This is a genomic window from Symbiobacterium turbinis, assembly GCF_055383075.1.
In genome coordinates this window covers 2,387,694-2,410,606 of the sequence record NZ_AP042433.1, presented here as the reverse complement: position 1 = coordinate 2,410,606, position 22,913 = coordinate 2,387,694, and the positions used below count along the sequence as shown (strand labels likewise).

The following is a 22,913-nucleotide window of genomic DNA, read 5'->3' as shown; positions in this document are numbered from 1 at the left end:
ATGGCAGTGAAGCGTGCCTTGATCAGCGTCTACGACAAGCAGGGGATCGTGGAGTTCGCGCAGGGGCTGGCGGCCCTGGGGGTGGAGATCATCTCCACAGGCGGTACATACAGGACGCTGGAGGCCGCGGGGGTGCCCGTCCGTGAGGTGGCCGAGGTGGCCGGTTTCCCCGAGATCCTGGACGGGCGGGTGAAGACCCTGCAGCCGCAGATCCACGCGGGCATCCTGGCGATCCGGTCCAACCCGGCCCACATGGCCCAGCTGGCCGAGCACGGGGTGGCGCCCATCGACCTGGTGGTCGTCAACCTCTACCCCTTCCAGGAGACGGTGGCCAACCCCGGCGTGAGCCTGGAGGACGCCATCGAGAAGATCGACATCGGCGGCCCCACGATGGTGCGGGCGGCGGCGAAGAACTACCAGGACGTGGGCGTCATCGTCAACCCCGGGCGGTACGCCTCCGTGCTGGCCGAGCTGCGGGAGACGGGCGACCTGTCGCTTCAGACCCGGTTCAGTCTGATGCTGGAGGCGTTCCAGCACACGGCGGCGTACGACAACGCCATCGCCGGCTGGCTCGCCACTCGGGGCAAGGAGATCGTCGCGGCCCGGGTCGCGGGCGAGGAGCCGCCGGCCGCCAGGGCATCAGAGTTCCCCGCTGCGCTTACCCTCTCCTTCACCAAGGTGCAGGAGCTGCGCTACGGCGAGAACCCGCACCAGGTGGCCGCGTTCTACAGCGACGGCTCCGCCTCGGGCACGGTCATCGCCCGGGCGAAGCAGCTCCACGGCAAGGGGCTCTCGTTCAACAACATCAACGACGCCCACGCGGCCTTGGAGCTGGTGAAGGAGTTCGAGGAGCCGGCCGCGGTGGCGATCAAGCACGCCAACCCCTGCGGCGTGGCCGTGGCCCCGACCATCGCCGAGGCCTACCGCAAGGCCTACGAGGCCGACACCGTCTCGATCTTCGGCGGCATCGTCGCCCTGAACCGGCCCTGCGACCGGGAGACGGCCGAGGCGCTCAGCAAGATCTTCCTGGAGATCGTGATCGCCCCGGAGTTTGAGCCCGACGCCCTGAAGGTGCTCACGAAGAAGAAGAACCTGCGCCTCCTGGAGGTGGGCCCCATCGACCGGAACCCGCCGGCCGGGTTTGATATGAAGCGGGTCGGTGGCGGGCTGCTCCTGCAGGGCTGGGATGCGATCGCGGAGGACCCGGCCGCGTGGAAGCCGGTGACGAAGGCCGAGCCCACGCCTGAGCAGCTGCGGGACCTGGCCTTCGCCATGAAGGTGTGCAAGCACGTGAAGTCCAACGCCATCGTGGTGGCGAAGAACGGGCAGACCCTGGGCGTGGGGGCGGGCCAGATGAACCGCATCGACGCCGCCCGGTTCGCCATCAAGCAGGCCGGGGACGAGGCCCGCGGGGCCGTGCTGGCCTCCGACGCCTTCTTCCCCTTCCCCGACGTGGTCGAGGCGGCCGGAGAGGCGGGCATCGCCGCCATCGTGCAGCCCGGCGGGTCTGTTCGGGACGACGAGTCGATTGCGAAGGCGGACGAGCTGGGGATCGCGATGGTGTTCACGGGGGTGCGGCATTTCCGGCACTAGGCCCTTCGTGGAACCTGGCGATCAGGCCGGGTGGCAACTATGGGAAAAATGCCGGATATGCCAGGAACAACCGTCCAGGCAGGGATCCGGGAGGAGGCTGTGAAATGAAGGTCCTAATCGTCGGCGGGGGAGGGCGGGAGCACGCCCTCGCCTGGAAGGCGATTCAGAGCCGGCACATCGACGAGCTCCATGCGGCGCCGGGCAACCCGGGCATCGGCCGGTTCGCGTGGTGCCATCCCGACGTGGAGGCCACCGATGTCGACGGACAGGTGGATCTGGCCCGCCGGCTGGGGATCGATCTGGTGATCGTGGGTCCCGAGGCCCCGCTGGCGGCGGGGCTGGTGGATGCGCTGGCCGACGCGGGCATCCGCGCCTTCGGCCCCACGGCGGCGGCGGCCCGCATCGAGGCCTCCAAGGCGTTCGCGAAGGAGGTCATGACCGCGGCCGGCGTGCCGACGGCCGCCTACGCCGACTTCAGTGATTACGAGCGCGCCCTGGCCTACCTGGAGGCCCATCCCGGGCCCATCGTCATCAAGGCCGACGGGCTGGCGGCGGGCAAGGGTGTGCAGGTGTGCTCCAGCCTGGATGAGGCCCGGTTGGCCCTGCGGGCGGGCATGGTGGAGGGCGCCTTCGCCCAGGCGGGCAGCCGGGTGGTGATCGAGGAGGTCCTGGAGGGGCAGGAGGTCTCGGTGCTGGCCTTCAGCGACGGCCGCACGGTGAGGCAGATGGTGGCCGCGCAGGACCACAAGCGCATCGGCGAGGGCGACACCGGACCCAACACCGGGGGGATGGGTGCCTACGCGCCGGTGCCGGCCTACACCCCTGCCGTGGCCGATGAGGTGCAGCGGCGCATCCTGGAGCCGACCATCGCCGAACTGGCCCGGCGGGGCACGCCCTTCGTGGGCTGCCTCTTCGCCGGCCTGATGCTCACCGCCGAGGGACCAAGGGTGATCGAGTTCAACGCCCGGTTCGGCGACCCGGAGACGCAGGTGGTGCTGCCCTTGCTGGAGAACGACCTGCTCGAAGTGATCCAGGCCTGCCTGGAGGGGCGCCTGCACGAGGTGGAACTGCGGTTCCGCCCCGGCGCGGCCGCCAACGTCGTGCTCGCCTCGGCAGGCTATCCGGGGCCGTACACGAAGGGACTGCCGATCAGCGGGCTGGTGGAGGCCGACCAGGTCGGCGTCACCGTCTTCCACGCCGGCACGGCCTTCGACGACGAAGGTCAGGTGGTCACCGCCGGCGGCCGGGTGCTCGGGGTGATGGCGATGGGGCCCACCTTGCGGGAAGCGCTGGACCTCGCCTACGCCGGGGTGGCCCGGATAGAGTTTGAAGGGAAGACCTTCAGGAGGGACATCGGCTGGCAGGCGCTGTGACGCGGCGGGCGGTCCCGGCCTGAGGGAAAGGTCGATGATACGGGATGTACGCAGGGGTGCATGGGGGACTACCGATGCTAAGCTATGATGCCAGGCGCCTGACCCGGTTTGCGGTCGGTGCCCAGCTGCTGCAGGGTCTGCTGATCTTGTCCGCTCCCGAACACTTCGCGGTTCCGCTGCGCGAGGTCGGGCTGCCCTACACGGCGCTCATTGCCCTGGCCTTTGCCATGAGCGGGGCAGCGCTGCTCACGCTGGAGCGCACGCCGCGCTCCCGCCCCTGGCGGACGCTGCTCGCCGTGCTGGCCGCGCTGCCCGGCGGGTTCTGCGCCGCGCTGGCGGTCTGGACGCGCTGGTGGGTGGGTGCGCTCTTCTTCGGCAGCGCCAACCTCTATCTGTTCGCCATGCCCTGGTTGTTGCGGCCACTGCTCCGCCCGTCGGAGCAGTGGTTGTCGACTATTGTGGGCATGGCCCCCAGCGCCCTGATTGCGACCGACGGGAAGCAGCGCATCGTCCTGTTCAACCACCGCGCGGCGGAGATCTTCGGGTATACCGAGCAGGAGGTGCTGGGAAGGCCCCTCAGCATGCTCTTTTCCGACCTGCCGGAGTGCGGCCGTGAAGAGCGGGCGAGCGGCCCGGGAGAGACGGCGGGCCGTCCGGCCGCCGGCAGGGGGGAGGCCCGCGGCGGGGCCGAGGCGTTCGAGCTGATGGCCCGGCGCAAGGACGGCGAGGCGTTCCCGGTCGAGGTGTCCGTCGCCGTCGCCCGCGCCGGATCCGAACAGTTCCGCATCGCCACCGTGCAGGACATTGCCGGCCGCAAGCGGGTCCAGGCCGTGCTCAGGAAGCTCGCCCGCCGCGACGCCCTGACCGGGTTGTATAACCGCCGCACCTTCCAGGCCGAGCTGGCGCGCCACCTGGAACTGGCGCGCAACCACCGGGTGCGCGGGGCCCTGCTGTTCATGGATCTCGACCTGTTCAAGTACGTGAACGACACGCTCGGCCACCAGGCCGGCGACCAGGTGCTGGTGCGCGTCGCGGAGATCATCCAGGCGCACCTGCGGCCCACCGACATCGCGGCGCGCCACGGCGGCGACGAGTTTGCGATCCTCATGCCGTACACGGGGCGGGAGGCCGTCTCCGTCGCCGAAGCGATCCTCAGGGCTGTGCACCAGACAGACTTCGCCGTGAAGGGCCGCAGCGTCACAATGAGCGCCTCCATCGGCGTTACGTTCTTCCCCGACCACGGGCTGACCGTGGAGGCGCTGCTGGCCCAGGCCGACATGGCCATGTACAAGGCGAAGGAGTCCGGGCGCAATGCGGTGGCGGTTTTCGACGAGACCGACGCGCGGCGCGACGAAATGGCCGCCAAGCTCTCGTGGGACCGGCGGCTGCGCGAGGCCCTGCGGGACAACCGGTTCGTGCTGCACGCCCAGCCCATCCTGGACCTGAAGCTGGGCAAGATCACCCGGGTGGAGCTGCTGCTCCGCCTGGTGGAAGAGGACGGGACCCTGATCCTGCCGGGCGAGTTCCTGGCCGGGGCGGAGCGCTTCGGTCTCATTCAGGAGATCGACCGCTGGGTGCTGCGGGAGGCCATCCGGCTGATCGCGGCCCAGGAACCGGACAGCGAGATCGAGGCGTTCGAGGTGAACCTTTCGGGCAAGACCATCTCCGATCCCGGTCTGGCACGCATGATTCAGGAGGAGCTGGAAGCCCACGGGGCGGACCCGGCCAGGCTGGTGCTGGAGATCACCGAGACCGCGGCCATCGGCGACCTGGAGCAGGCCCGCCGGTTCATCACCGCCATGCGCAGGCTTGGCTGCCGCTTCGCGCTCGACGACGTGGGCTCGGGCTTTTCCAGCCTGCACCTCCTGAAGCATCTGCCCGTGGACTACCTGAAGATCGATGGGGCGTTCATCCGCAATCTGCCCACCGAATCGGCCGACCAGCACCTGGTCCGGGCCATGGTGGCCATGGCCCGGTCGCAGGGGCAGGAGACCATCGCCGAGTTCGTGGACCGCGCGGAGACCCTGAGGCTCTTGGGGGAGTTCGGCGTGGATTACGCGCAGGGCTACCTGGTCGGCCGGCCGGGCATCGAGTGGCTCCGCCCGGGTTCCGCCAGGCCCGGGTTCGCGGCTGCCCCGGGCGGCGCAGGAAGTGGTTCAGGAGCGCCGCCGGTTGTTCAGTGAGAGGTGAGTGGCCGGCGTACGCGATCATGCCCCCTTATACCTGCCGCCTTTAAGTGCGAGGATTTCCTGCAGATGTTGGCAAAGGATGAATCCAAAACGCGGTCTCCTCCCGTCTAACTGGCGGAGATCATGATTAGGAGGGACCCGTATGAAGCTCAGAGGCGGTCTTTTTTCGGTTATCCTCGCCGGCCTCCTGGTCCTCGGACTTGCCGCATTCGCGCCGCAGGCTGCCCCGGTCCACGCGGCGGAGGACGATTCCCCCGCGCGAACGCTTTCGGTGGTGGGCAGGGGACAGCTTGAGGTGAAACCCGACACCGCTGTCATCACGCTGGGCGTGAGCGAGGTGAAGCCGACGCCGAACGAGGCGTACAACGCGCTCAGCGAGAGCATCAACAAGGTGGCCGAGGCCATGAAGGCCATGGGCGTGAAGGAGGACGACATTCAGACCAGCGTCTTCCACCTCTCCCCCGAGTACAACTGGACGCAGGACCGCGGCCAGGAGCTGGTCGGCTACCGGGCAACCAACACCCTTTCCATCACCACACAGGATCTGGACAAGGTGCCGGAGCTGATCCAGAAGGCGGTGGAGGCCGGTGTCAACGATCTCAGGGGCATCAACTTCTCGGTGAAGAACTCCGACAAGCTGCTTGAGGAGGCCCTGAAGCTGGCGGTCGCGGACGCCAAGGCCAAGGCTGAGCTGGTGGCCGGCGAGTTCGGCGCCAAGGTGGCCCGGGTTCAGTCTGTCAGCGTGCAGGATCAGGGTTCCTCCCTGGTCAGAGTGAGGGCCGAGGCCGAGATGGCGATGGACGGGATGGCCGCCGCGGCGCCCGTGCCCGTGTACAGCGGCACCAGCACCTTCACGGCGACGGTTTCGGTGACGTTTGAGCTGCAGTAGTGCAGCCGGAGGCAAGGCCGGGGGCCAGGCCCCCGGCCTTGCCGCGCCCCGGCGCTGGTCCCATTTGGAGGGGGCGCTTTTGCCGCGCGTGGGCACTTTGGGCTATGGCGGTTGGGGCAGATCGGCAGGGGAATCGCAGGGCGACAGACAAATAACAAATAAGACGAAAAAGTAGTACAAATGGGGGGCGGATACGGTGGGTTCGGTTCTGGGACTGGGCATGGTCGACCTGGCTCTGGGCATTCTGGTCATGGCGCCGCTGTCGGTGGCGGTGGTGCGCCGCAACCGTTACCTTTCCGACGCATTTCTCCTTTCATTTCAGGTCTGTTCGGCGGTGGGCATGGGGCTCGTGATCGTCGCGGGGCTGCTGGCGCTCGCACGGTGAAAGGGGCGTGCTCGGCGAAGGCGTTCTGCGTGATGGACAGAAAGTACTGGTCTTTGAAACGAGCAGGATCCTCTCCCTGTACTAGGGTGAGGATCCTGCTCTTTGTTGCCAGACCAATTCGGCTGGAAATAAGTTGCAGGAATGGTTCCTTAGACTACAAGGACCAAAGGACTTGTACGATATGTCTATATACATTCGAGAGTGGACTGAATACCCTTAACATAGGACGCATACTTGCGAGCGTGGCATGGTGAAGGAGGGTGCCAAGTGACATTTCTCTCGCGGAACTGGCGTGGCCTCCTCGTGCTGGTCCTGGGCCTCGTCACGATCTTGGCTGCGCAGTTCCTCCTGCAGGTGTGCACTGACGCGGGCCACATGCTGGAGACCACCAAGGGGACGATGGTGCCCATGCGGTGCCACTGGTCTGAGCAGGCCCTGAAGGGCGTAGGCGGGCTGGTGGCCGGGATCGGCGTGGTCATGCTGCTCGCAAGAGCTGAAGCGCAGCGGGCCCTGAGCGCGGTGGCCGCCCTCGCGGGGCTGCTCATGATTCTCCAGCCCCTCTGGCTGCTGCCAACCTGTATGATGCCTTCCATGATCTGCAACCTGAGCTTCAAGCCCGGGGCGATTCTGCTGGGCGCCCTGGTCGTAATCGCCGGGGTCCTGGGCATGATCCAGTGGAAGCGGGTGGAGCAATCGGTATGAGGACGGGGAGGGCTGCAGGCGCACTGCTGCGACTTTCGATCTTCAACCTGATGCGCAATCCGGGCCGAAGCGCTGTGGCCATCCTCTCCGTGTTGTTGGCTGCGGGCATCACCTTCGCCGGCGGCCTGATCACAATGGGCGTGAACCACGCGGTGGGCGTGGGCATGGCCCGCCTGGGCGCCGACCTGATGGTCGTGCCCCGGGGCGCGGTGGACGGAACGCATACGGCCCTGGTGATGGGCGAGCCGATTGCGTTCTACATGGACGGCAGCGTCGTCGATCGGGTGCGCGCCATCCCCGGCGTAGAGGCCGCTTCCCCGCAGGTATTTGTGGAGACGCTCGCCTCGGCGGCCTGCTGCACCGGCCGGCTGCTGGTGGTCGGCTTCGATCCCGAGACCGATTTCACGGTGCGGCCGTGGCTCTACGAGGCCCTGAACCGGGATCTGGGGCCCAACGAGGTGGTGGCGGGCAACCACGTGCTCATGACCCCGTCTGAGCCCCTCCGGCTCTACGGGTCGGAGTACACCGTCGTCGGCCGGCTGGACCCGACGGGCATGGGGATGGACGAGACGGTCTTCATCCCCCTGACGTCGGTGCCCGACATGGTGGAGCGGTCGCGCACCCTGGCCGAGAAGCCCCTGGAGATTCCCCCGGGCAGCGTCTCGACGGTGATGGTGCGCACGGCAGGGCCCGACAAAGTCGAGGAGGTGGCCCGTGCGATCGAGGAGACCATTCCCGGGGTCTCCGTGCTCACCGCCGGTCAGGTGACCCAGGGCGTCACCCGCAACGTGAGCAGCCTGATGGCGGGCCTGATCCCCATCTCGGTTGGCGTCTTCCTCGTCTCGCTGATCCTCCTCTTGGTGCTCTTCTCCGCCGCCACGATGGAGCGGGCGAGGGAGATCGGCATCCTCCGGGCGATGGGCGCCACTGCCCGTCAGACGGTGCTGACCCTGGCGGGCGAGGCGATCCTGCTGTGTCTGATCGGCGCCCTGCTGGGCGTGGCGATCGGCGTGGGCGTGTACGGCCTGTTCCAGGACCTCATCCTCTACAGTTTCACCCTGCCGTTCCTCTGGCCATCCCTGGTACAGCAGGCCCTCTTCGCCGTCCTGGTGGTGCTGGGGGCCGGCGCTCTCGGCGCCCTGGCGGCCGCGTGGCCGGCATGGCGCCTGGCCAGGCTGGAGCCACACTACAGCATTCACGGAGGCAACACATGATTCAACTGGAAGGGGTCGCCAAACGTTACCAGGCCGGGGGCCAGGTCGTCGAAGCGCTCGCCGAGTACACCGGCACGGTGGAAGATGGTGAGTTTGTGGTGGTGACCGGGCGCTCCGGAGCCGGAAAGTCCACCTTCCTCTCGCTCATCGGCGGGCTGATTCGGCCCGATTCCGGAAGGGTGCTCATCGATGGCCAGGACATCTGGCAGCTTTCCGACGCCGAACGCTCCCTGATGCGCTGCCGCACCACGGGCTTCGTCTTCCAGTTTGCCAGCCTGATTCCCACCCTGACCGTCGCTGAGAACGTCATGCTGCCGACGGCCTTCCTGCCGGCGGGCGAAGCGCCGCCGAAGCAGCGGGCCCTGGAACTCCTGGAGCAGGTGGGGCTGGCGGGATATGGCGACCGCATGCCGTGGCAGCTTTCGGGCGGTCAGCAGAAGCGCGTGGCGGTGGCCAGGGCGCTGCTCAACCGGCCGCGGATCCTGCTGGCCGACGAGCCGACCGCAGACCTGGACGAGCAGACCGAGCAGGAGCTCATGGCGCTGTTCCAGTCCCTCAACCGGGACGGGATGACCATCGTGATGGTCACGCACTCCGCGGAGCTTGCCAGTCTGGGCAGTCGGCACCTCATTCTCTCGGGGGGGCGGGTGCAAAGTGCCCCGTGAGCGCGGAAGGCTGACCATGGCGACCCTGCTCCGGGCAGGGATCCGCCGGTCCAGGTGGCGGAGCGCCGCAGGCGCCCTGGTTTCGCTGATCGCTGCCGGAACGCTCTTCAGCGCCCTCATGCTCTTCTCGGGGATGCAGACCGCCCTCGACGCCAGCCTCAGCAAGCTGCGGGCGGAGCTGCTGCTCACCCAGAGGGGCGGCGCTGCGGCTGCTGCGCAGCTCCTGACCACGGGGTCGGCCCCGCCGCTGGAGCCCACCATCCCCGTCGCCGACTGGGAGCGGCGCATGCGGGAGGGCGGGGTGGTCGGCGTCGTGGCGGTGGAGGGGCTCGACCTGAGCGAGGGCGGCGCGGGCGCCCCGGCGGCCGAGCGGGCCTCGGTGCTGCTGGTGCACCTGGAGCAGTGGGCTACCCCCGCGTTCGCGGTGGCTGAGATCGAGCTGCTGATTCCCGAGGCCGAAGTGGTGGTGGCCGAGCAGACGGTGCGCCAGGTCGCACGGCAGCTCGAGCCCATCCTGCGTTACCTCTTCATCGGCGCCGGCGTGGCCATGCTGGCGACGGTGCTGTTGACGGGCCTGATCACCTCCGTCCGGGTGGCGGAGCGGCGGACCGTACTCGGCATGATGCGGGCCATGGGCGCGTCGCAGTCGTTCCTTCTTCGTCTGACACTTGCTGAATCCGGTCTCCTGTCGATCGGCGGCGCCCTCCTGGGCGTCGTGGCAGGGCTGTTTCTGATGCTGCTGCTCGCCGGTGACACCTTGACCCACGTGCCGCAGGGGGAGTGGCTGCGGTACGGGGTCGGGTCTCTGGTGGCCACCGTGGCGATGGCCCTCCTGGCCACGCTAGGCCCGGCCATCCGGGCAGCGCGCATGGATCCCCTGGAAGCAGCCCGCCGGGGGCGATAGGCGGCCGTTCATCTACGCACTCGTCGGGCGGTGGCCCTGCCATCCGCCCGTCGAGATAGATCACATGGAGGTGCGGAGAATGCGTAGAGGACCCAGATTGCTGTGTTTCCTGTTGTCCGCGGCATTGGTTCTGTCGGCCTGTAGCAAGCCCACCTCACCGCCGAGCTTCGAGTCGCCTTCGCCGGCAAGCGGAACGGTCACCGGACTGAGCGCCGACGCCGCCGCGATTGCCTCCGAGCGCGGCCTGAGCCCGGCGGATGTCGCGGCTGCCCTGAAGACCTACGTCCCCAGCGGCAAGCTGGACGAGGCCGTCATGTTCGCCTCCGGCGGGCACAGCGGCCAGGTGATCGCCATCGGCATCCCCTCTATGCGGATCCTGAAGAACATCGGCGTCTTCACGCCGGAGTCCTGGCAGGGCTGGGGCTACAGCGATGAAACGCGGGCGGTTCTGGAAGAGGGCTCCGTGGAGGGGCAGCTGCTCACCTGGGGCGACACGCACCATCCGAACATCTCTGAGACCAACGGTGAGTACGACGGCGAGTACCTGTTCATCAACGACAAGGCCAACGCCCGTATTGCGGTCGTCGACCTGAAGGACTGGGAGACCAAGCAGATCGTCAAGAACCCGCTGACCCTGAGCAACCACGGTGCGACCTTCATCGATCCGAACACCAACTACATCTTTGAGGCTTCCCAGTACGCCATGCCGTGGACCGGCGAGTACGCCTGGATGGACGAGTACCAGGAGAAGTTCCGCGGTTCGCTGACGGCATGGAAGTTCGACCGCGCCAAGGGCCGCATCGATGTGGAACAGTCCTTTGCGATCGAGCTGCCCCCGTACTGGCAGGACCTGTGCGACGCCGGCAAGGGCCCGTCGGACGGGTGGGTGTTCTGTAACTCGATCAACACCGAGATGGCCACCGGTAAGCTGACCGAGGACGATCCGTACTTCGAGACCAGCACGGCGGCCCGGGACAAGGACTACCTCCACATCGTCAACTGGAGGAAGGCCGAGGAGGTCTTCAAGGCGGGCAACTTCGTGCGGATCAACGACTTCCCCGTGATCCCGATCGAAACGGCCGTGAAGGAAGGCATCCTGTTCTTCACGCCTGAGCCCAAGAGCCCGCACGGCGTCGACGTGACCCCGAAGGGCGAGCACATCGTCGTCGGCGGCAAGCTCGACCCGCACGTGTCGATCTACAGCATCAAGAAGATCGAGGAAGCGATTGCCAGCGGCAACTTCGAGGGCACCGACCCCTACGGCGTGCCGATCATCCCGTTCGACGTCGCCCTGGAGGCGCAGATCGAGCTCGGCATCGGACCGCTGCACACCGTGTTTGACGACCGGGGCTACGCTTACACCTCGCTGTTCATCGACAGCGCCGTGGCCAAGTGGAGCATCGGCAGCGAGCGGCCCGAGGACGGCTGGAAGCTGATCGAGAAGGTCCCGGTGCAGTACAACGTCGGCCACCTGGCGGCCCTGGAGGGCGACACGGTGAAGCCCGGCGGCAAGTATCTCGTGGCGCTGAACAAGTGGTCGCTCGACCGGTTCTCCGGCGACGCCGAGAAGGGCGAGTTCCCGGGCACCGGCCCGCTGCTGCCGCAGAACCTGCAGCTGATCGACATCTCCGGCGACACCATGCAGGTCATCTACGACATGCCGATGGGCATCGGTGAGCCGCACTACGCCCAGATCATCAAGGCCGACCGCCTGCAGAGCTGGAGCGTCTACCCGGAGAACGGCTGGGATCCCATGACCCACAGCGTGAGCCCGTACGCCGTTGCCGCGGGCGAGGAGCGCATCGAGCGGAACGGCAACGAGGTCCACATCTACATGACCGCCATCCGCAGCCACTTCACGCCTGAGAACATCGTCGTGAAGAAGGGCGACAAGGTCCACTGGCACATCACCAATATCGACCGGGCCAAGGACGCCGTCCACGGCTTCGGACTGGCAGCGTACAACGTGGCCCTCTCCCTCGAGCCGGGTGAGCACGCCGACTTCACCTTCGTCGCAGACAAGGAAGGCGTCTTCCCGTTCTACTGCACCGAGTTCTGCTCGGCACTGCACCTCGAGATGATGGGCTACCTGCACGTGGAGCCGTAGTTACCGCGGCCCCTTGTGGAGGGCGGGTGGAGTGCCCGAAAGGGCGCTCCACCGCCTTTCCCGGCCATTCCTTCGGCTATCAAAGGAGTTCGATAATATGACTGAGACAGCCAACGCTCCCTCTGCTTCTGAAACGGTCCAGCAGGCTACTACGCGTCGGGTTTCGCCTCTGATCGTCGTTCTGCTCGTGGCCTCGGCCGCACTCCTGATCGCGTCGATGCGGCTGCCCTGGTGGAGCATCACCATGTGGGCGCCGCAGTACCCCCAGGGTCTCACCGCCACGGCGACGCTGACGGCCATCGTCGGCGAGGACGTACCCGAGATCGACGAACTGAACCACTACATCGGCATGATGCCCCTCAACGAGGCGGCGCAGTTTGAGCGTTCCATCTCGATTCCCATGGTGATCGCGATGGCGGCGGCGCTGGTCATCTCCATCTGGCCGCGGAACTGGCTGAGGTGGGTCCTGCGCCTGCCCGCCGTGATCTTCCCGGTGTTCTTCCTGGCCGACCTGAAGTTCTGGCTCTGGTACGCCGGAAATAACCTGGACCCCTCAGCCGCCCTGAGCAGCACCATCAGCGCGTTCACGCCCACCGCGCTCGGCTGGGGCAAGGTCGCGCAGTTCCACACCTACGGGTGGCTGCAGGCGGGCTTCTGGCTGGCTCTGGCCGCGGCGGTGCTGACCCTCCTCACCCTGATTCCGCTGCGCCGGAAGGGAAAGGCCGCATGAAGCTCTTGCGGTGGGCGATGGCCCTGGTGACGGCGGCCCTCGTGCTGGCAGGGGGGCAGACGTGGGCGGCAGCGGCCAGCCGCACGCTCACCGTCGGGCCGGAAGGGGAGTACCCCTCGCTGGAGGCTGCCCTCGCGGCCGCCCGGGACGGAGACACCATCTTTGTCGACGGGGGCCTCTACCAGGGCCCCGTGGTGGTGGAGAAATCCGTCAACCTGGTCGGCCGCGGCTGGCCCGAGATCACGGGCAACGGGTCCGGCACGGTGGTGCGCATCCTCGCGCCGGGCGCCAGCATCGCCGGCTTCAAGGTGACGAACAGCGGCCGGAGCATGAACACCGAGGATGCCGGCATCTGGGTAGAGGGCGAAGGCATTACGGTGGCCCACAACGACGTCTCGGACGTGCTGTTCGGCATCGTGGCCAAGCATGCGCGGGACGTTGTCATCACCGGCAACCGGATCGAGGCCAAGCGCGACCTTCCGGAAGGGGAGGTCGGCGACGGCATCCGGGTCTGGTACAGCGACGGCGCCCAGGTGCTGAACAACGAAGTCGGCTACTTTCGGGACTGCCTGATCGACTTCACGAAGGAAGCGGTCATCCGCAACAACGTGGTGCACCACGGCCTCATCGGCCTCCACGTGATGCGCACCTGGGACGTGGTCGTGGAGAGCAACTACACCTACGAGAACTCCGTGGGGATCTACCTGATGTTCGGCACCGGAGCGATTGCACGCCACAACATCTCCGTTGACAACGGGGGCCCCTCCGGCTACGGCATCGGCCTCAAGGAGATGAACGACGTGGTGCTGGAGGAGAACTGGATCGCCCGCAACCGCGTGGGCATCTACTTCGACAACTCCCCCATGTACCGCGAGGTGCCCAACTACATCCGCCGCAACGTGATCCTGAACAACGAGACCGGCATGCTCTTCACACCCGTGACCAACGGCAACTTCATCGGTGAAAACGACCTGATCGACAACTTCACGCAGGTCAGCCTGACCGGGGGCGGCCGCCTCGGCCAGAACGACTGGACCCCGGACGGCAACGGCAACTACTGGAGCAACTACAGCGGCTTCGATGCCGATGCCGACGGCGTCGGCGACTGGCCGCACCGGGAGGAAGGGCTGTTCGAACGGCTGATGGATCGGGAGCCGAAGCTGCGCTGGTTCCGTTTCACGCCGGCGGCCTCGGCCGTGGACTTCGCCGCCCGGGCGTTTCCGGCGGTGGCGCCGCAGCCGCTGGTGGAGGATGAGGCGCCGCGAATGGCGCCGCAGCTGCACGCACCCGTTCCCGACGCCGGCGATCAGCCCCGGGGGTTGGTGGGCGTGGGATTGGGCTACCTGGCCGGCGCCCTGCTGCTGGCCGGACGGCTCCTGCTTCCGCAGGCCTCGCTGGGCCCCAAGCTCAGGCGGGGAGGGGATACGACGTGATCAACCTGGAATCTGTCGGTAAGCGCTACGGACGCATGATCGCACTCGACGACGTCACGCTGCACATTCCCGCAGGCCGCTCCGTGGCCCTCTGGGGGCACAACGGCGCCGGCAAGAGCACGACGCTGAAGTGCATCCTGGGGCTCGTGCGCTACACGGGCCGCATTCAGGTAGACGGCGTGGATGTGAGGCGCAACCCCCGGGCAGTCCGCAGCCGCATGGGGTACGTGCCGCAGGATCTCGCCTACTACGACATGACGGTGGGAGCGACTCTCAGGTTTTTCGCCACCTTGAAGGGGGTGGGCAGGGACCAGGCCCTTACGGCCCTGGAAAGCGTGGGGCTGGAGGGGGAGACAGGCAAGCAGGTAGGGGCCCTCTCCGGCGGCATGCGCCAGCGCCTGTCGCTGGCTCTGGCACTCCTGGCCGACCCGCCGGTTCTGCTCCTCGACGAACCCACCGCCAACCTGGACGAGCAGGCGCGCGCCGAACTGGTGGATCTGCTCAACCGCTGCCGGTCGTCGGGCAAGACCCTGCTGTTCGCCTCTCACCGGCCCGAGGAGGTCGCGGCCCTGGCCGATGAGGTGGTCATCCTCGACCAGGGGCGCGTCGCCGCCCGCCTGGGCGTACAGGAGTTCGTACGCCGACAGCGGGCCGGGCTGGAACGATCGCAGATGAGGGAGGCGGAGTGACGTGCAGGCAGTGGTGAAGAGCCAGTCCCGCCTGGTGGTGATCGGTGCGCTGGCCGTGCGGGAACTGCGGGACGCCCTCCGCACCCGCTGGTTCGCCCTCTACTCCCTGGCCCTCATGGTGCTGGCCGGGGGCCTGACCTACATCAACACGGTGTACTCGGGCTACGCGGGCCTGCAGGGGTTCAGCCGGGCCTCTGCCGGACTGGTCAACCTGATGCTGCTGGTAGTGCCCCTCATGGGGCTGATTGCCGGGGCCCTGACCCTGGCGGGCGAGCGGGAGCGGAAGACGCTGGGCTACATGATGTCGCAGCCCATCTCGGCCGGGGAGCTCTTCCTCGGCAAGGTGGCCGGGCTTGCGGCCGCCATGGCGACCAGCCTGCTCCTCAGCTTCGGCGTGGTGGGCGTGTTGCTCGGCACCCGGGGCGCGCCGATGAACGCAGCGGACTTTGCCGGCTTCTCCGGCCTGACCATCCTGCTGGCCCTGGTGGGACTCGGCTTCGGCGTCCTCATCTCCAGCGCCGCCAGCCGGGTCGCGCAGGCCCAGGGAGTCTCCCTGTTCGTGTGGTTCGTCCTGGTGTTTCTGGGCGACCTGGGCGTGATGGGCTCCATGCTGGTGACCCGCATGCGGGTGGAGAGCCTGCTGTTCTGGTCCCTGATCAACCCTTTACAGGTGTACCGTCTCGCGACCATTGCCGTGCTGTCTCCCAGGCTTGAGGTGCTGGGGCCGGCAGGGCTGTACGTGATGGCCGTGCTGGGCAGCGCCCTGGTGCCGCTGCTCGTCGCCCTGCTGGTCGCCTGGGTGATCGTTCCCCTGGTTCTGGCCTTCTGGATCTTCCGAAGGGGGGACATGGCATGAGTCGTCGGTGGCCCTGGCGGGCGGTCGTCGGCCTGCTCGCCGCAGCCCTGCTGACGCTCCTGGCCGGGTGCGGGGGGGAGAGGGCGGACCCCGAGGGACCGCCTGAGCTGCGCCCGCGGCTCGACGTCTGCCCGGAGTGCGGCATGGCGATTGTGGAAGTCCGCTTCGCCGCGGGCTACATGGATCCGGATACAGGTGAACCCGTGCTGTTTGACGACATCGGCGACATGGTGCGTTACCTGCGCAGGTACGGCATCGAACCGGTGGCCTGGGTGCACGACCGCGAGACCAGGGAGTGGATTCGCGCGGACGAGGCCTGGTTCGTCTACGGCGGAGGGCTTGGCGGCATCCACTTTGACCTCGTCGCCTTCGCCGGCGAGGAGGAGGCGAGGTCCCGGGCGGGCCCCGGTGAGGTGCTGCGGTGGGATCAGGTGAAGGAGCTGGACCTGGAGCCGACCCTCCAGCCGTATCCCGATCCCTGACCGCCTCGCGCAGGTGAGAGAGCAACGTTGAGGAGGCTCTAGCTATGCGGCCTGGATTTCCGTTTCACAGGTGGCGTTACGCCCTGGCCGGGGCCGTTCTGGCGGCGCTGCTGGTCGCCTGCGGCGCAGTGAAGGAACCGCAGGTGATCATCCTGGCCGGGGGCGGCATCTCCGCATCGGCCGTGCCTGAACCCGGGGCATCCGAGGGCGACGTCAGCATCGCCAGGGGGCAGCGGGCGTACGAGGAGGTCTGCGCTGCCTGCCACGGCATGGACGGTCACGGTCTCCCGGGTCTGGGCAAGGATCTGGTGACACCGTCAGAGTGGTTCCTGGAGCAGGATGACGAGTCACTGGTGCAGTTCCTGAAGGTGGGCCGGACGGCGGCGGATCCGCTGAACACCACCAAGGTGGACATGCCCCCCAGGGGCGGCAACCCGTCCCTGAACGATGACGACCTGATGGCGATCGTCCTCTACCTGCGGTCGCTTCAGGAGGAGCAGTGATCGAGGCAGCAGTCGCAAACCGAACCCATGACGAGGGGGAGCCGCTGTGAAGACACGCATGATCGTACTGATCGCTCTCGCCATTCTGCTCACCGCAGGCGTGGGTGTCGTGGGCCTGATGATGCTGAACCAGCAGCCCCTGGAGTTCCGGGGTCAGGTGATGACCACCCTGCGCTACGCGCCCGACTTTACCCTGACGGATCAGGACGGCCAGCCGTATACGTTTCGTGCGAGCGATGCGGAGGCCACCGTGCTCTTCTTCGGCTACACCTACTGTCCCGACGTCTGCCCCGCGACCATGGTGACCTGGCGCGAGGCGATGAGCGGCCTCAGGCGGTACCGGGACCGGGTTCGGTTTGTGTACGTATCAGTTGATCCGGAACGCGATACACCCGAACGGCTGAAGGACTACCTGGCCCTGTACGACCCCGGGATCATCGGCCTGACCGGCACCCCGGAAGAGATCGCGGCGGTGGCAGACGCCTACCGCATCTACATCGAGAAGACCCCGGTGCCCGGGAGCGAGGAGGGGTACCTGATCGGCCACACGGCGACCTCGTTCCTGATTGATTCGCAGGGGTTCATCCGGGTGAAGTTCGCGACGGGCACAGCCCCGGAGGTCGTGGCCAACGACGTGCGGGTGTTGCTGCATGAAAGCAGATAAACGCGAGGGGAGTGTCGTCGTGCCCAGACGAACTCTCGCCCTGGCTGTGATCGGGGCGCTTCTGTGCAGCCTGCTGGCCGCCGGGTGCGGATCGGCCCCGGAGGAACCGGGCACGGCACAGGAGCCCGCCGGGAACCTGCCGATCCGGGTGGAGGGGGCCTGGGCGCAGCATACGGCCCTGCGGGAGGGCCAGCGCCTGGCCAGCGGCACCAACAGCGTCATCTACTTCCGGCTGGAGAACACAGGTGCGGAGCCGGATGCCCTGGTGGGCGTGCAGACGGATGTGGCCATGAGCTGCAAGCTGCACGAGACCGTCGTGGAGGGCGAGGTGGCGCGGATGCTGCCGATCGACCGCATCGACCTGCCCGCCGGCGAAACGGTTGAGCTGAAGCGGGGCGGCCTCCACGTGATGCTGCTGGGCGTCACCCGGCATCTGGTTCCCGGAGATCGCTTCCAGGCTGTGCTGATACTGGAGAAGGCTGGAGAGATCCCCATCGAGGTAGAGGTGCGGGCGGGCTGAATCGGCGCCGCCTGAGGTGCGGATCAGCCCCGCAGGAGAAAGGAAGAGAGTGGAGATGAGACAGAACAAGCGGCGCTATGGCACCGCCCTATTGGCGGTCGGAGCGCTCCTGGCCCTGGGTGTGTACGCCGCACTGGCCCTCACCGGAGTCGCCTCGGCGTCCGGCCGGGAGCCCAACGTTGTCGAGGTCAACGTTGCGGCCCGGCAGTGGGCATGGGAGCCGGGTGTGATTGAGGTGAACCAGGGGGACCTGGTGCGGCTCAACCTGATGTCTCTTGATGTGGTTCACGGCTTTTATCTGGACGGCTACGGCATTGACGAGGCCCTGGTGGCGGGCCAGCCTGTTACCATCGAGTTTGTCGCGGACAAGCCGGGCCGCTGGATGTTCCGCTGCTCCGAGGTCTGCGGCCCCTTCCACCCGTACATGATCGGCTGGCTGCGGGTGAGCCCCAACTGGTACGCCCGGTCCTCGCTGATCGGCGTGGCGCTGCTGGCTGCCGGTACCATCGGCGGATTCCTTCTGAAGGTGGTGAAGTCATGAGTGCAGTGCAGAAGCCCCGGCAGGACCGCGCGGAGCGTGCAGTGCGCGGCATGACCGGCATTCCGGAGGGATCCAAGTTCCTGGGGTTCATTCCCGTGGACTGGCGTTACGACCTGACTGAGCGGTTCCCGGGTCTGCGGCGCGTGCTCCGCAGCCGCTGGACCTCCTTCCTGCTTCAGCTGATCACGGCGTCGGTGTTCGCCGTGGCCCTGGTGGCCGGCTTCATCGGCACGCCGGTGGGCAACGCCAACCTGCTGGTCGTACTGGTCTGGATTTTCTGGTGGTCGGCCCTGATGCTGATCATGGTGCCGTTCTTCTCCCGCATCTGGTGTGCGCTCTGCCCGCTGCCCAGCGCGGGCGAATGGCTGCAGCGGCGCGCCTTCGTGAAGAAGCGGCAGGGCAAGGGGCTCACCCTGGGCAAGCGGTGGCCGGCCGCCCTTCGCAACATGTGGCCCGTCAACCTGATCTTCCTGGGCATGGCCCTGTTCTCCGGCATCCTGACCACCCGGACGACGGTGACCGCGTGGCTCCTGCTGGGCATGGTCCTCGGGGCGATCGTGATCTCGCTGATCTTCGAGCGGCGCACCTTCTGCCGGTACCTGTGCCCGGTGGGCGGGTTCCTGGGGCTGTACAGCAACATGGCCACCATGGAGATCCGCCACAACGTCTACTCGGTCTGCCGGGACCACAAGCACAAGGAGTGCGTGGTGGGCACCAACGAGGCGTACGCCTGTCCGTGGATGGAGGCGCCGACCACCATGGCCCGCAACACCTACTGCGGGTTCTGCTTCGAGTGCTTCCGCACGTGCTCCAAGGACAACATGTCCGTCCGGCTGCGCCCCCCGGGCACCGACCTGCTGGTGAACAAGAACCGCGGGCTCGACGAGGCCTGGAAGGCGTTCATCATGCTCGGGGCGGCCGCCATCTACGCGGCCGTGATGATGGGCCCCTGGGGCACCCTGAAGGACTGGGCCAACATGACCAGCGTGGGCGGCTACCTGGTCTACGCCTCCAGCCTGGCGCTCACGGTCATGGTCGTGGTTCCGGCGGTGTGGGGCGCCTTCGTCTGGCTGGGCCGTAAGCTCAGCGGCGCCGACGTTCCGTTCGTCAGGCTCTTCACCAACCTGTCCTACAGCCTGGTGCCGATCGGGATGCTCGCCTGGATCGCCTTCAGCTTCGCGATCATCCTCCCCAACTGGGCCTACATCCCCAGGGTCATCTCCGACCCCTTCGGCTGGGGCTGGGACCTGTTCGGCACCGCGGGCGTGGAGTGGAACCCGGTCGGCATGCGGGTGATGCCGATCCTGCAGGTGGCGGCGCTGCTGTTCGGACTCGCCTTCAGCATCGACGTGGCCTGGAAGATCGCCAGGCAGACGCTGGGCGACGACCGGAAGGCCTCGCTGGCCACCATCCCGCCAGTGATCTTCCTCGCTGGCGTGACCGGACTGTTTACCTGGCTGCTGGTTGGCTAGACCGACAGGGGGGAATGGCGCATGCGCTGGCAGGAGATCGTAGCAGGAATTCTCGTGGCGGCCTGCCTGATCGGGCTCCCGGCAGCCGCCCTGGCGTACCAGAATCATCGCGAGACGCGCGTCGTCACGCTCGAGATGATGCAGTGGGAGTACCGTCCCGCGGAGATTCGTGTGAAGAAGGGCGAGCAGCTGCGGCTGCAGCTGATCGCCAAGGACGTGGTCCACGGGTTCCAGGTGGACGGCATCGCCAACGTGGAGGTGCGGCCGGGCAAGCCGGAGGAAGTGATCATCTGGGCGCAGGACGCCGGGGTGTACCGCTTCCGCTGCAGCATGTTCTGCGGGCTGGGCCACGCCGCGATGGTCGGCCAGATCGTCGTGGAGGAGTAGCCTCGGGTTTATCGCGGCAGCCCATCGCCGGACAAAAGGGGTTTTCGCCTGCGAAAGCGAATAGCTTATTCTAGATGCGCTGTGCTGGGAGGGAACCCGTGCATGCCGGTCAACGAAAAGCTGCGCGATGAACTGACTGACAAGCTGTTTGAGGCGATGCTCACCCTGAAAACCGTGGAGGAGTTCTACCGCTTCTTTGAAGACATCGCAACCATCGGGGAAATCAAGGCTCTGGCACAACGGCTCGAGGTGGCCAAGATGCTGGATGCGGGCATGACCTATGAGGACATCGTTGCGGCAACGGGCGCCAGCACGGCCACCATCAGTCGTGTGAAGAAGTGCCTCAACTACGGGGCTGACGGATACCGCATCGTGCTGGAGCGGACCAAGAACGAGCACAAGCGGTGAGAAGCGGCGAAAACGGCACAGGGGCGTTCCCCCTGTGCCGTTTTGCCATGGCTCGCCTCAGGTGGCCCTGGCCGCTTCCCACGCCTGGGGTCCCACGAGGGTCTGGATGGAGTTGCCCACCGGTCCGAGCACGCCGTCCGCCGCGGCGATGGACTGAACCAGGCTGCCGGTCAGGCTCTGCCGGGCGGAGGGCATCAGGGCGAGCACCTGCTCCGCCGCCGCCCGCACCCGGGGCTGCGTGCGGCTGAGCCCGTGGAAGCCGGCGGCCAGATTCATAAGTACGCTTGGGGTGGCCTCGCCGCAGAGGATCCGCCGGATCGCTCCCAGCGTGGCACCGTGGTAGTAGAGCCCCTCTTCCACGTTGCGGATGGCCTCTTGCAGGGCCGGCGAGGGGGCGGTGCTGCTGGCCTCCATGAGGAGCGAGAGCAGGGCCTGGTAGCCGGGGAACAGCTGCTCCAGCGAACGGGCCGTCTGCACCAGCTGCTGGGTGAGCAACTGGGCCGGATTGGGCGGCTGCTGGGCCTGCGCCGGCAGACCGGCCTGGGGGTGGGACGGCGCGCCGCCGAACGGGCCGGCCGAGAAGGGGACAGGCGCTGCCATCGCTGCCTGCGGCTGGGCCTGAACCGGCGCCTGCGGGCCGTAGGTGGCCATGCCGGGCTGTTGCATGTTCTTTCCTCTCCTTTCGCGCACACGAGTTCAGGTCCAGCGTATGTATGAGCGGCCCATTTGGTTACGCGATCAGGCCCAGCAGGTGTGCTGCCGGGCCTCATCTGTTGGCTTGTTCCCGGGGCGCTGCCGGCGCCTGCCCGCGGTCACCGGATCGGCTCGAACCGCGCGGTGAAGAAGCGCAGGGTGGGAGGCTCGTAGACCATGCGCAGCCCCGGAATCGACTCCCGGTGCTGCCACAGCTGCTTCACCGACCAGGCGACCACGTCCATGTGCCGGTCGGTGTAGACCCGCCGCGGGATCGTGAGGCGCACCAGCTCCAGCTTCGGGTAGATGTTCTCCCCGGTCTTGGGGTCCCGCCCGGCGCTGACGATGCCCCGCTCCATGGCCCGCACCCCGGAGTCCACGTAGAGCGCGGCCGCCAGGGCCTGGGCCGGGAACTGGTCCTGCGTGAGGTGGGGCAGGAAGGCCTTCGCGTCCAGGAAGACCGCGTGGCCGCCGATGGGCTGCACGATGGGGATGCCCGCCGCCAGGAGCTGCTCGCCCAGGTAGCGCACCTGGTGGATGCGGTGGGCGATGTAGGCGTCGTCCACCATCTCGTAGATGCCCTGCGCGATGGCCTCCATGTCGCGGCCGGCCAGGCCGCCGTAGGTCGGCATGCCTTCGAAGATGACCACCTGCTCACGGGCCTTCTGCAGGATCCACTCCTCGTTCATGGCCAGGAACCCGCCGATGTTGACCAGGCAGTCCTTCTTCCCCGACATTGTGCAGCCGTCGTAGTAGGACATCATCTCCTTCAGGATCTCCCGAACCGGCTTGTGCTGGTAGCCCTCCTCCCGCTCCTTGATGAAGTAGGCGTTCTCCACGGCACGGGTCGCGTCGCACCACATGCGGATGCCGTGCCGGTCGCAGACCTCCCGCACCGCCCGCAGGTTGGCCATGGAGACGGGCTGCCCGCCGGCCATGTTCACCGTGAGGGCTACATTGATGTAGGGAATGTTCTCGGCCCCGACCCGGTCGATGAGCGCCTCGAACTTGGCAATATCCACGTTCCCCTTGAAGGGGTGGGTGGAGTGGGGGTCGTGGGCCTCGTCGATGATCACGTCGACGAACGTGGCCCCCTGCATCTCCTGGTGGGCCCGCGTGGTGGTGAAGTACATGTTGCCGGGCACGTAGTGGCCGGGCTTGATGAGGATGCGGGAGATCAGGTGCTCGGCGCCGCGCCCCTGGTGTGTGGGCACTACGTACTTGAACCCGTAGATCTCCCGCACCGCTTCCTCCAGGCGGTAGAAGGAGCGGGCGCCGGCGTAGGCCTCGTCGCCCATCATCAGGGCGCTCCACTGCCGGTCAGACATCGCGTTGGTCCCCGAGTCCGTCAGCAGGTCGATGTAGACGTCCTCGCTCCTCAGAAGGAAGGTGTTGTACCCGGCCTCCCGGATGGCCCGCTCACGCTCCTCGCGGGTCGTCATGCGGAGGGGCTCCACCGCCTTGATCTTATACGGTTCCGCCACCGGTCGCTGCATGGATCATACCTCCTGTCC

At 67.3% G+C, this 22,913-nt stretch carries 24 protein-coding genes; 22 read left to right on the top strand and 2 right to left on the bottom strand.

Annotated elements, in window-relative coordinates:
* From purH to ACZ45O_RS11390, 22 genes are all read left to right on the top strand, one after another.
* Positions 1-1,593, top strand: a complete 1,593-nt coding sequence (purH, locus tag ACZ45O_RS11495) for a bifunctional phosphoribosylaminoimidazolecarboxamide formyltransferase/IMP cyclohydrolase (protein WP_464853098.1) — start codon at positions 1-3, stop codon at positions 1,591-1,593.
* A 104-nt stretch (positions 1,594-1,697) separates the two neighbouring features.
* The gene (gene purD, locus ACZ45O_RS11490) at positions 1,698-2,966 is read left to right on the top strand and encodes a phosphoribosylamine--glycine ligase (RefSeq protein ID WP_464853097.1); all 1,269 of its coding nucleotides are present in this window, start codon (positions 1,698-1,700) and stop codon (positions 2,964-2,966) included.
* A gap of 74 nt (positions 2,967-3,040) precedes the next feature.
* Positions 3,041-5,149, top strand: coding sequence for a putative bifunctional diguanylate cyclase/phosphodiesterase (locus ACZ45O_RS11485; protein ID WP_464853096.1), 2,109 nt, complete (start codon positions 3,041-3,043; stop codon positions 5,147-5,149).
* Positions 5,150-5,297: 148 nt separating this feature from the next.
* Positions 5,298-6,044, top strand: coding sequence for an SIMPL domain-containing protein (locus tag ACZ45O_RS11480; protein ID WP_464853095.1), 747 nt, complete (start codon positions 5,298-5,300; stop codon positions 6,042-6,044).
* A gap of 196 nt (positions 6,045-6,240) precedes the next feature.
* Positions 6,241-6,429: a hypothetical protein gene (locus ACZ45O_RS11475; RefSeq protein WP_464853094.1), complete on the top strand. Its 189-nt coding sequence runs from the start codon at positions 6,241-6,243 to the stop codon at positions 6,427-6,429.
* 267 nt (positions 6,430-6,696) lie between these two features.
* Positions 6,697-7,131, top strand: coding sequence for a DUF4418 family protein (locus ACZ45O_RS11470; RefSeq protein ID WP_464853093.1), 435 nt, complete (start codon positions 6,697-6,699; stop codon positions 7,129-7,131).
* Complete coding sequence (locus ACZ45O_RS11465; RefSeq protein ID WP_464853091.1) at positions 7,128-8,345, top strand: ABC transporter permease; 1,218 nt, start codon at positions 7,128-7,130, stop codon at positions 8,343-8,345. Before ACZ45O_RS11470 ends, ACZ45O_RS11465 begins: the two co-directional genes overlap by 4 nt.
* On the top strand, positions 8,342-9,010 hold the full coding sequence (locus ACZ45O_RS11460) for an ABC transporter ATP-binding protein (RefSeq protein ID WP_464853089.1): 669 nt from the start codon (positions 8,342-8,344) through the stop codon (positions 9,008-9,010). The genes ACZ45O_RS11465 and ACZ45O_RS11460 overlap by 4 nt, the downstream gene beginning before the upstream one ends.
* Positions 9,000-9,914: an ABC transporter permease gene (locus ACZ45O_RS11455; protein WP_464853087.1), complete on the top strand. Its 915-nt coding sequence runs from the start codon at positions 9,000-9,002 to the stop codon at positions 9,912-9,914. The genes ACZ45O_RS11460 and ACZ45O_RS11455 overlap by 11 nt, the downstream gene beginning before the upstream one ends.
* Before the next feature lie 112 nt (positions 9,915-10,026).
* Positions 10,027-12,021 carry a Sec-dependent nitrous-oxide reductase gene (nosZ, locus tag ACZ45O_RS11450; protein WP_464853085.1) on the top strand — a complete coding sequence of 665 codons (1,995 nt, stop codon included), beginning with the start codon at positions 10,027-10,029 and terminating at the stop codon, positions 12,019-12,021.
* 187 nt (positions 12,022-12,208) lie between these two features.
* Complete coding sequence (locus tag ACZ45O_RS11445) at positions 12,209-12,751, top strand: hypothetical protein (protein WP_464853083.1); 543 nt, start codon at positions 12,209-12,211, stop codon at positions 12,749-12,751.
* On the top strand, positions 12,748-14,184 hold the full coding sequence (gene nosD / locus ACZ45O_RS11440; RefSeq protein ID WP_464853082.1) for a nitrous oxide reductase family maturation protein NosD: 1,437 nt from the start codon (positions 12,748-12,750) through the stop codon (positions 14,182-14,184). Before ACZ45O_RS11445 ends, nosD begins: the two co-directional genes overlap by 4 nt.
* On the top strand, positions 14,181-14,873 hold the full coding sequence (locus ACZ45O_RS11435) for an ABC transporter ATP-binding protein (RefSeq protein ID WP_464853080.1): 693 nt from the start codon (positions 14,181-14,183) through the stop codon (positions 14,871-14,873). Before nosD ends, ACZ45O_RS11435 begins: the two co-directional genes overlap by 4 nt.
* Position 14,874: 1 nt before the next feature.
* Positions 14,875-15,729, top strand: a complete 855-nt coding sequence (locus ACZ45O_RS11430) for an ABC transporter permease (protein WP_464853079.1) — start codon at positions 14,875-14,877, stop codon at positions 15,727-15,729.
* On the top strand, positions 15,726-16,211 hold the full coding sequence (locus ACZ45O_RS11425) for a nitrous oxide reductase accessory protein NosL (protein ID WP_464853077.1): 486 nt from the start codon (positions 15,726-15,728) through the stop codon (positions 16,209-16,211). The genes ACZ45O_RS11430 and ACZ45O_RS11425 overlap by 4 nt, the downstream gene beginning before the upstream one ends.
* Positions 16,212-16,255: 44 nt before the next feature.
* Positions 16,256-16,714: a c-type cytochrome gene (locus ACZ45O_RS11420; RefSeq protein WP_464853075.1), complete on the top strand. Its 459-nt coding sequence runs from the start codon at positions 16,256-16,258 to the stop codon at positions 16,712-16,714.
* 46 nt (positions 16,715-16,760) lie between these two features.
* A complete protein-coding gene (locus tag ACZ45O_RS11415) occupies positions 16,761-17,378 on the top strand; it encodes an SCO family protein (RefSeq protein WP_464853073.1) in 618 nt (205 codons plus the stop codon).
* A 19-nt stretch (positions 17,379-17,397) separates the two neighbouring features.
* Positions 17,398-17,898 carry a copper chaperone PCu(A)C gene (locus ACZ45O_RS11410; protein ID WP_464853071.1) on the top strand — a complete coding sequence of 167 codons (501 nt, stop codon included), beginning with the start codon at positions 17,398-17,400 and terminating at the stop codon, positions 17,896-17,898.
* 55 nt (positions 17,899-17,953) lie between these two features.
* A complete protein-coding gene (locus tag ACZ45O_RS11405; RefSeq protein WP_464857729.1) occupies positions 17,954-18,439 on the top strand; it encodes a cupredoxin domain-containing protein in 486 nt (161 codons plus the stop codon).
* The gene (locus ACZ45O_RS11400; RefSeq protein WP_464853069.1) at positions 18,436-19,911 is read left to right on the top strand and encodes a 4Fe-4S binding protein; all 1,476 of its coding nucleotides are present in this window, start codon (positions 18,436-18,438) and stop codon (positions 19,909-19,911) included. Before ACZ45O_RS11405 ends, ACZ45O_RS11400 begins: the two co-directional genes overlap by 4 nt.
* Positions 19,912-19,932: 21 nt before the next feature.
* Positions 19,933-20,298 (top strand): cupredoxin domain-containing protein, encoded by a 366-nt coding sequence (locus tag ACZ45O_RS11395; RefSeq protein ID WP_464853067.1) that lies wholly within the window; start codon positions 19,933-19,935, stop codon positions 20,296-20,298.
* A gap of 102 nt (positions 20,299-20,400) precedes the next feature.
* Positions 20,401-20,706: a YerC/YecD family TrpR-related protein gene (locus ACZ45O_RS11390; protein WP_464853065.1), complete on the top strand. Its 306-nt coding sequence runs from the start codon at positions 20,401-20,403 to the stop codon at positions 20,704-20,706.
* A gap of 57 nt (positions 20,707-20,763) precedes the next feature.
* Here ACZ45O_RS11390 and ACZ45O_RS11385 read toward each other — a convergent pair whose 3' ends face one another.
* Together ACZ45O_RS11385 and ACZ45O_RS11380 are read right to left on the bottom strand one after the other, a co-directional pair.
* Positions 20,764-21,372 (bottom strand): hypothetical protein, encoded by a 609-nt coding sequence (locus tag ACZ45O_RS11385; RefSeq protein ID WP_464853063.1) that lies wholly within the window; start codon positions 21,370-21,372, stop codon positions 20,764-20,766.
* Between the two features lie 146 nt (positions 21,373-21,518).
* Positions 21,519-22,895 carry a tyrosine phenol-lyase gene (locus tag ACZ45O_RS11380; protein ID WP_464853061.1) on the bottom strand — a complete coding sequence of 459 codons (1,377 nt, stop codon included), beginning with the start codon at positions 22,893-22,895 and terminating at the stop codon, positions 21,519-21,521.
* Positions 22,896-22,913: the final 18 nt, after the last annotated feature.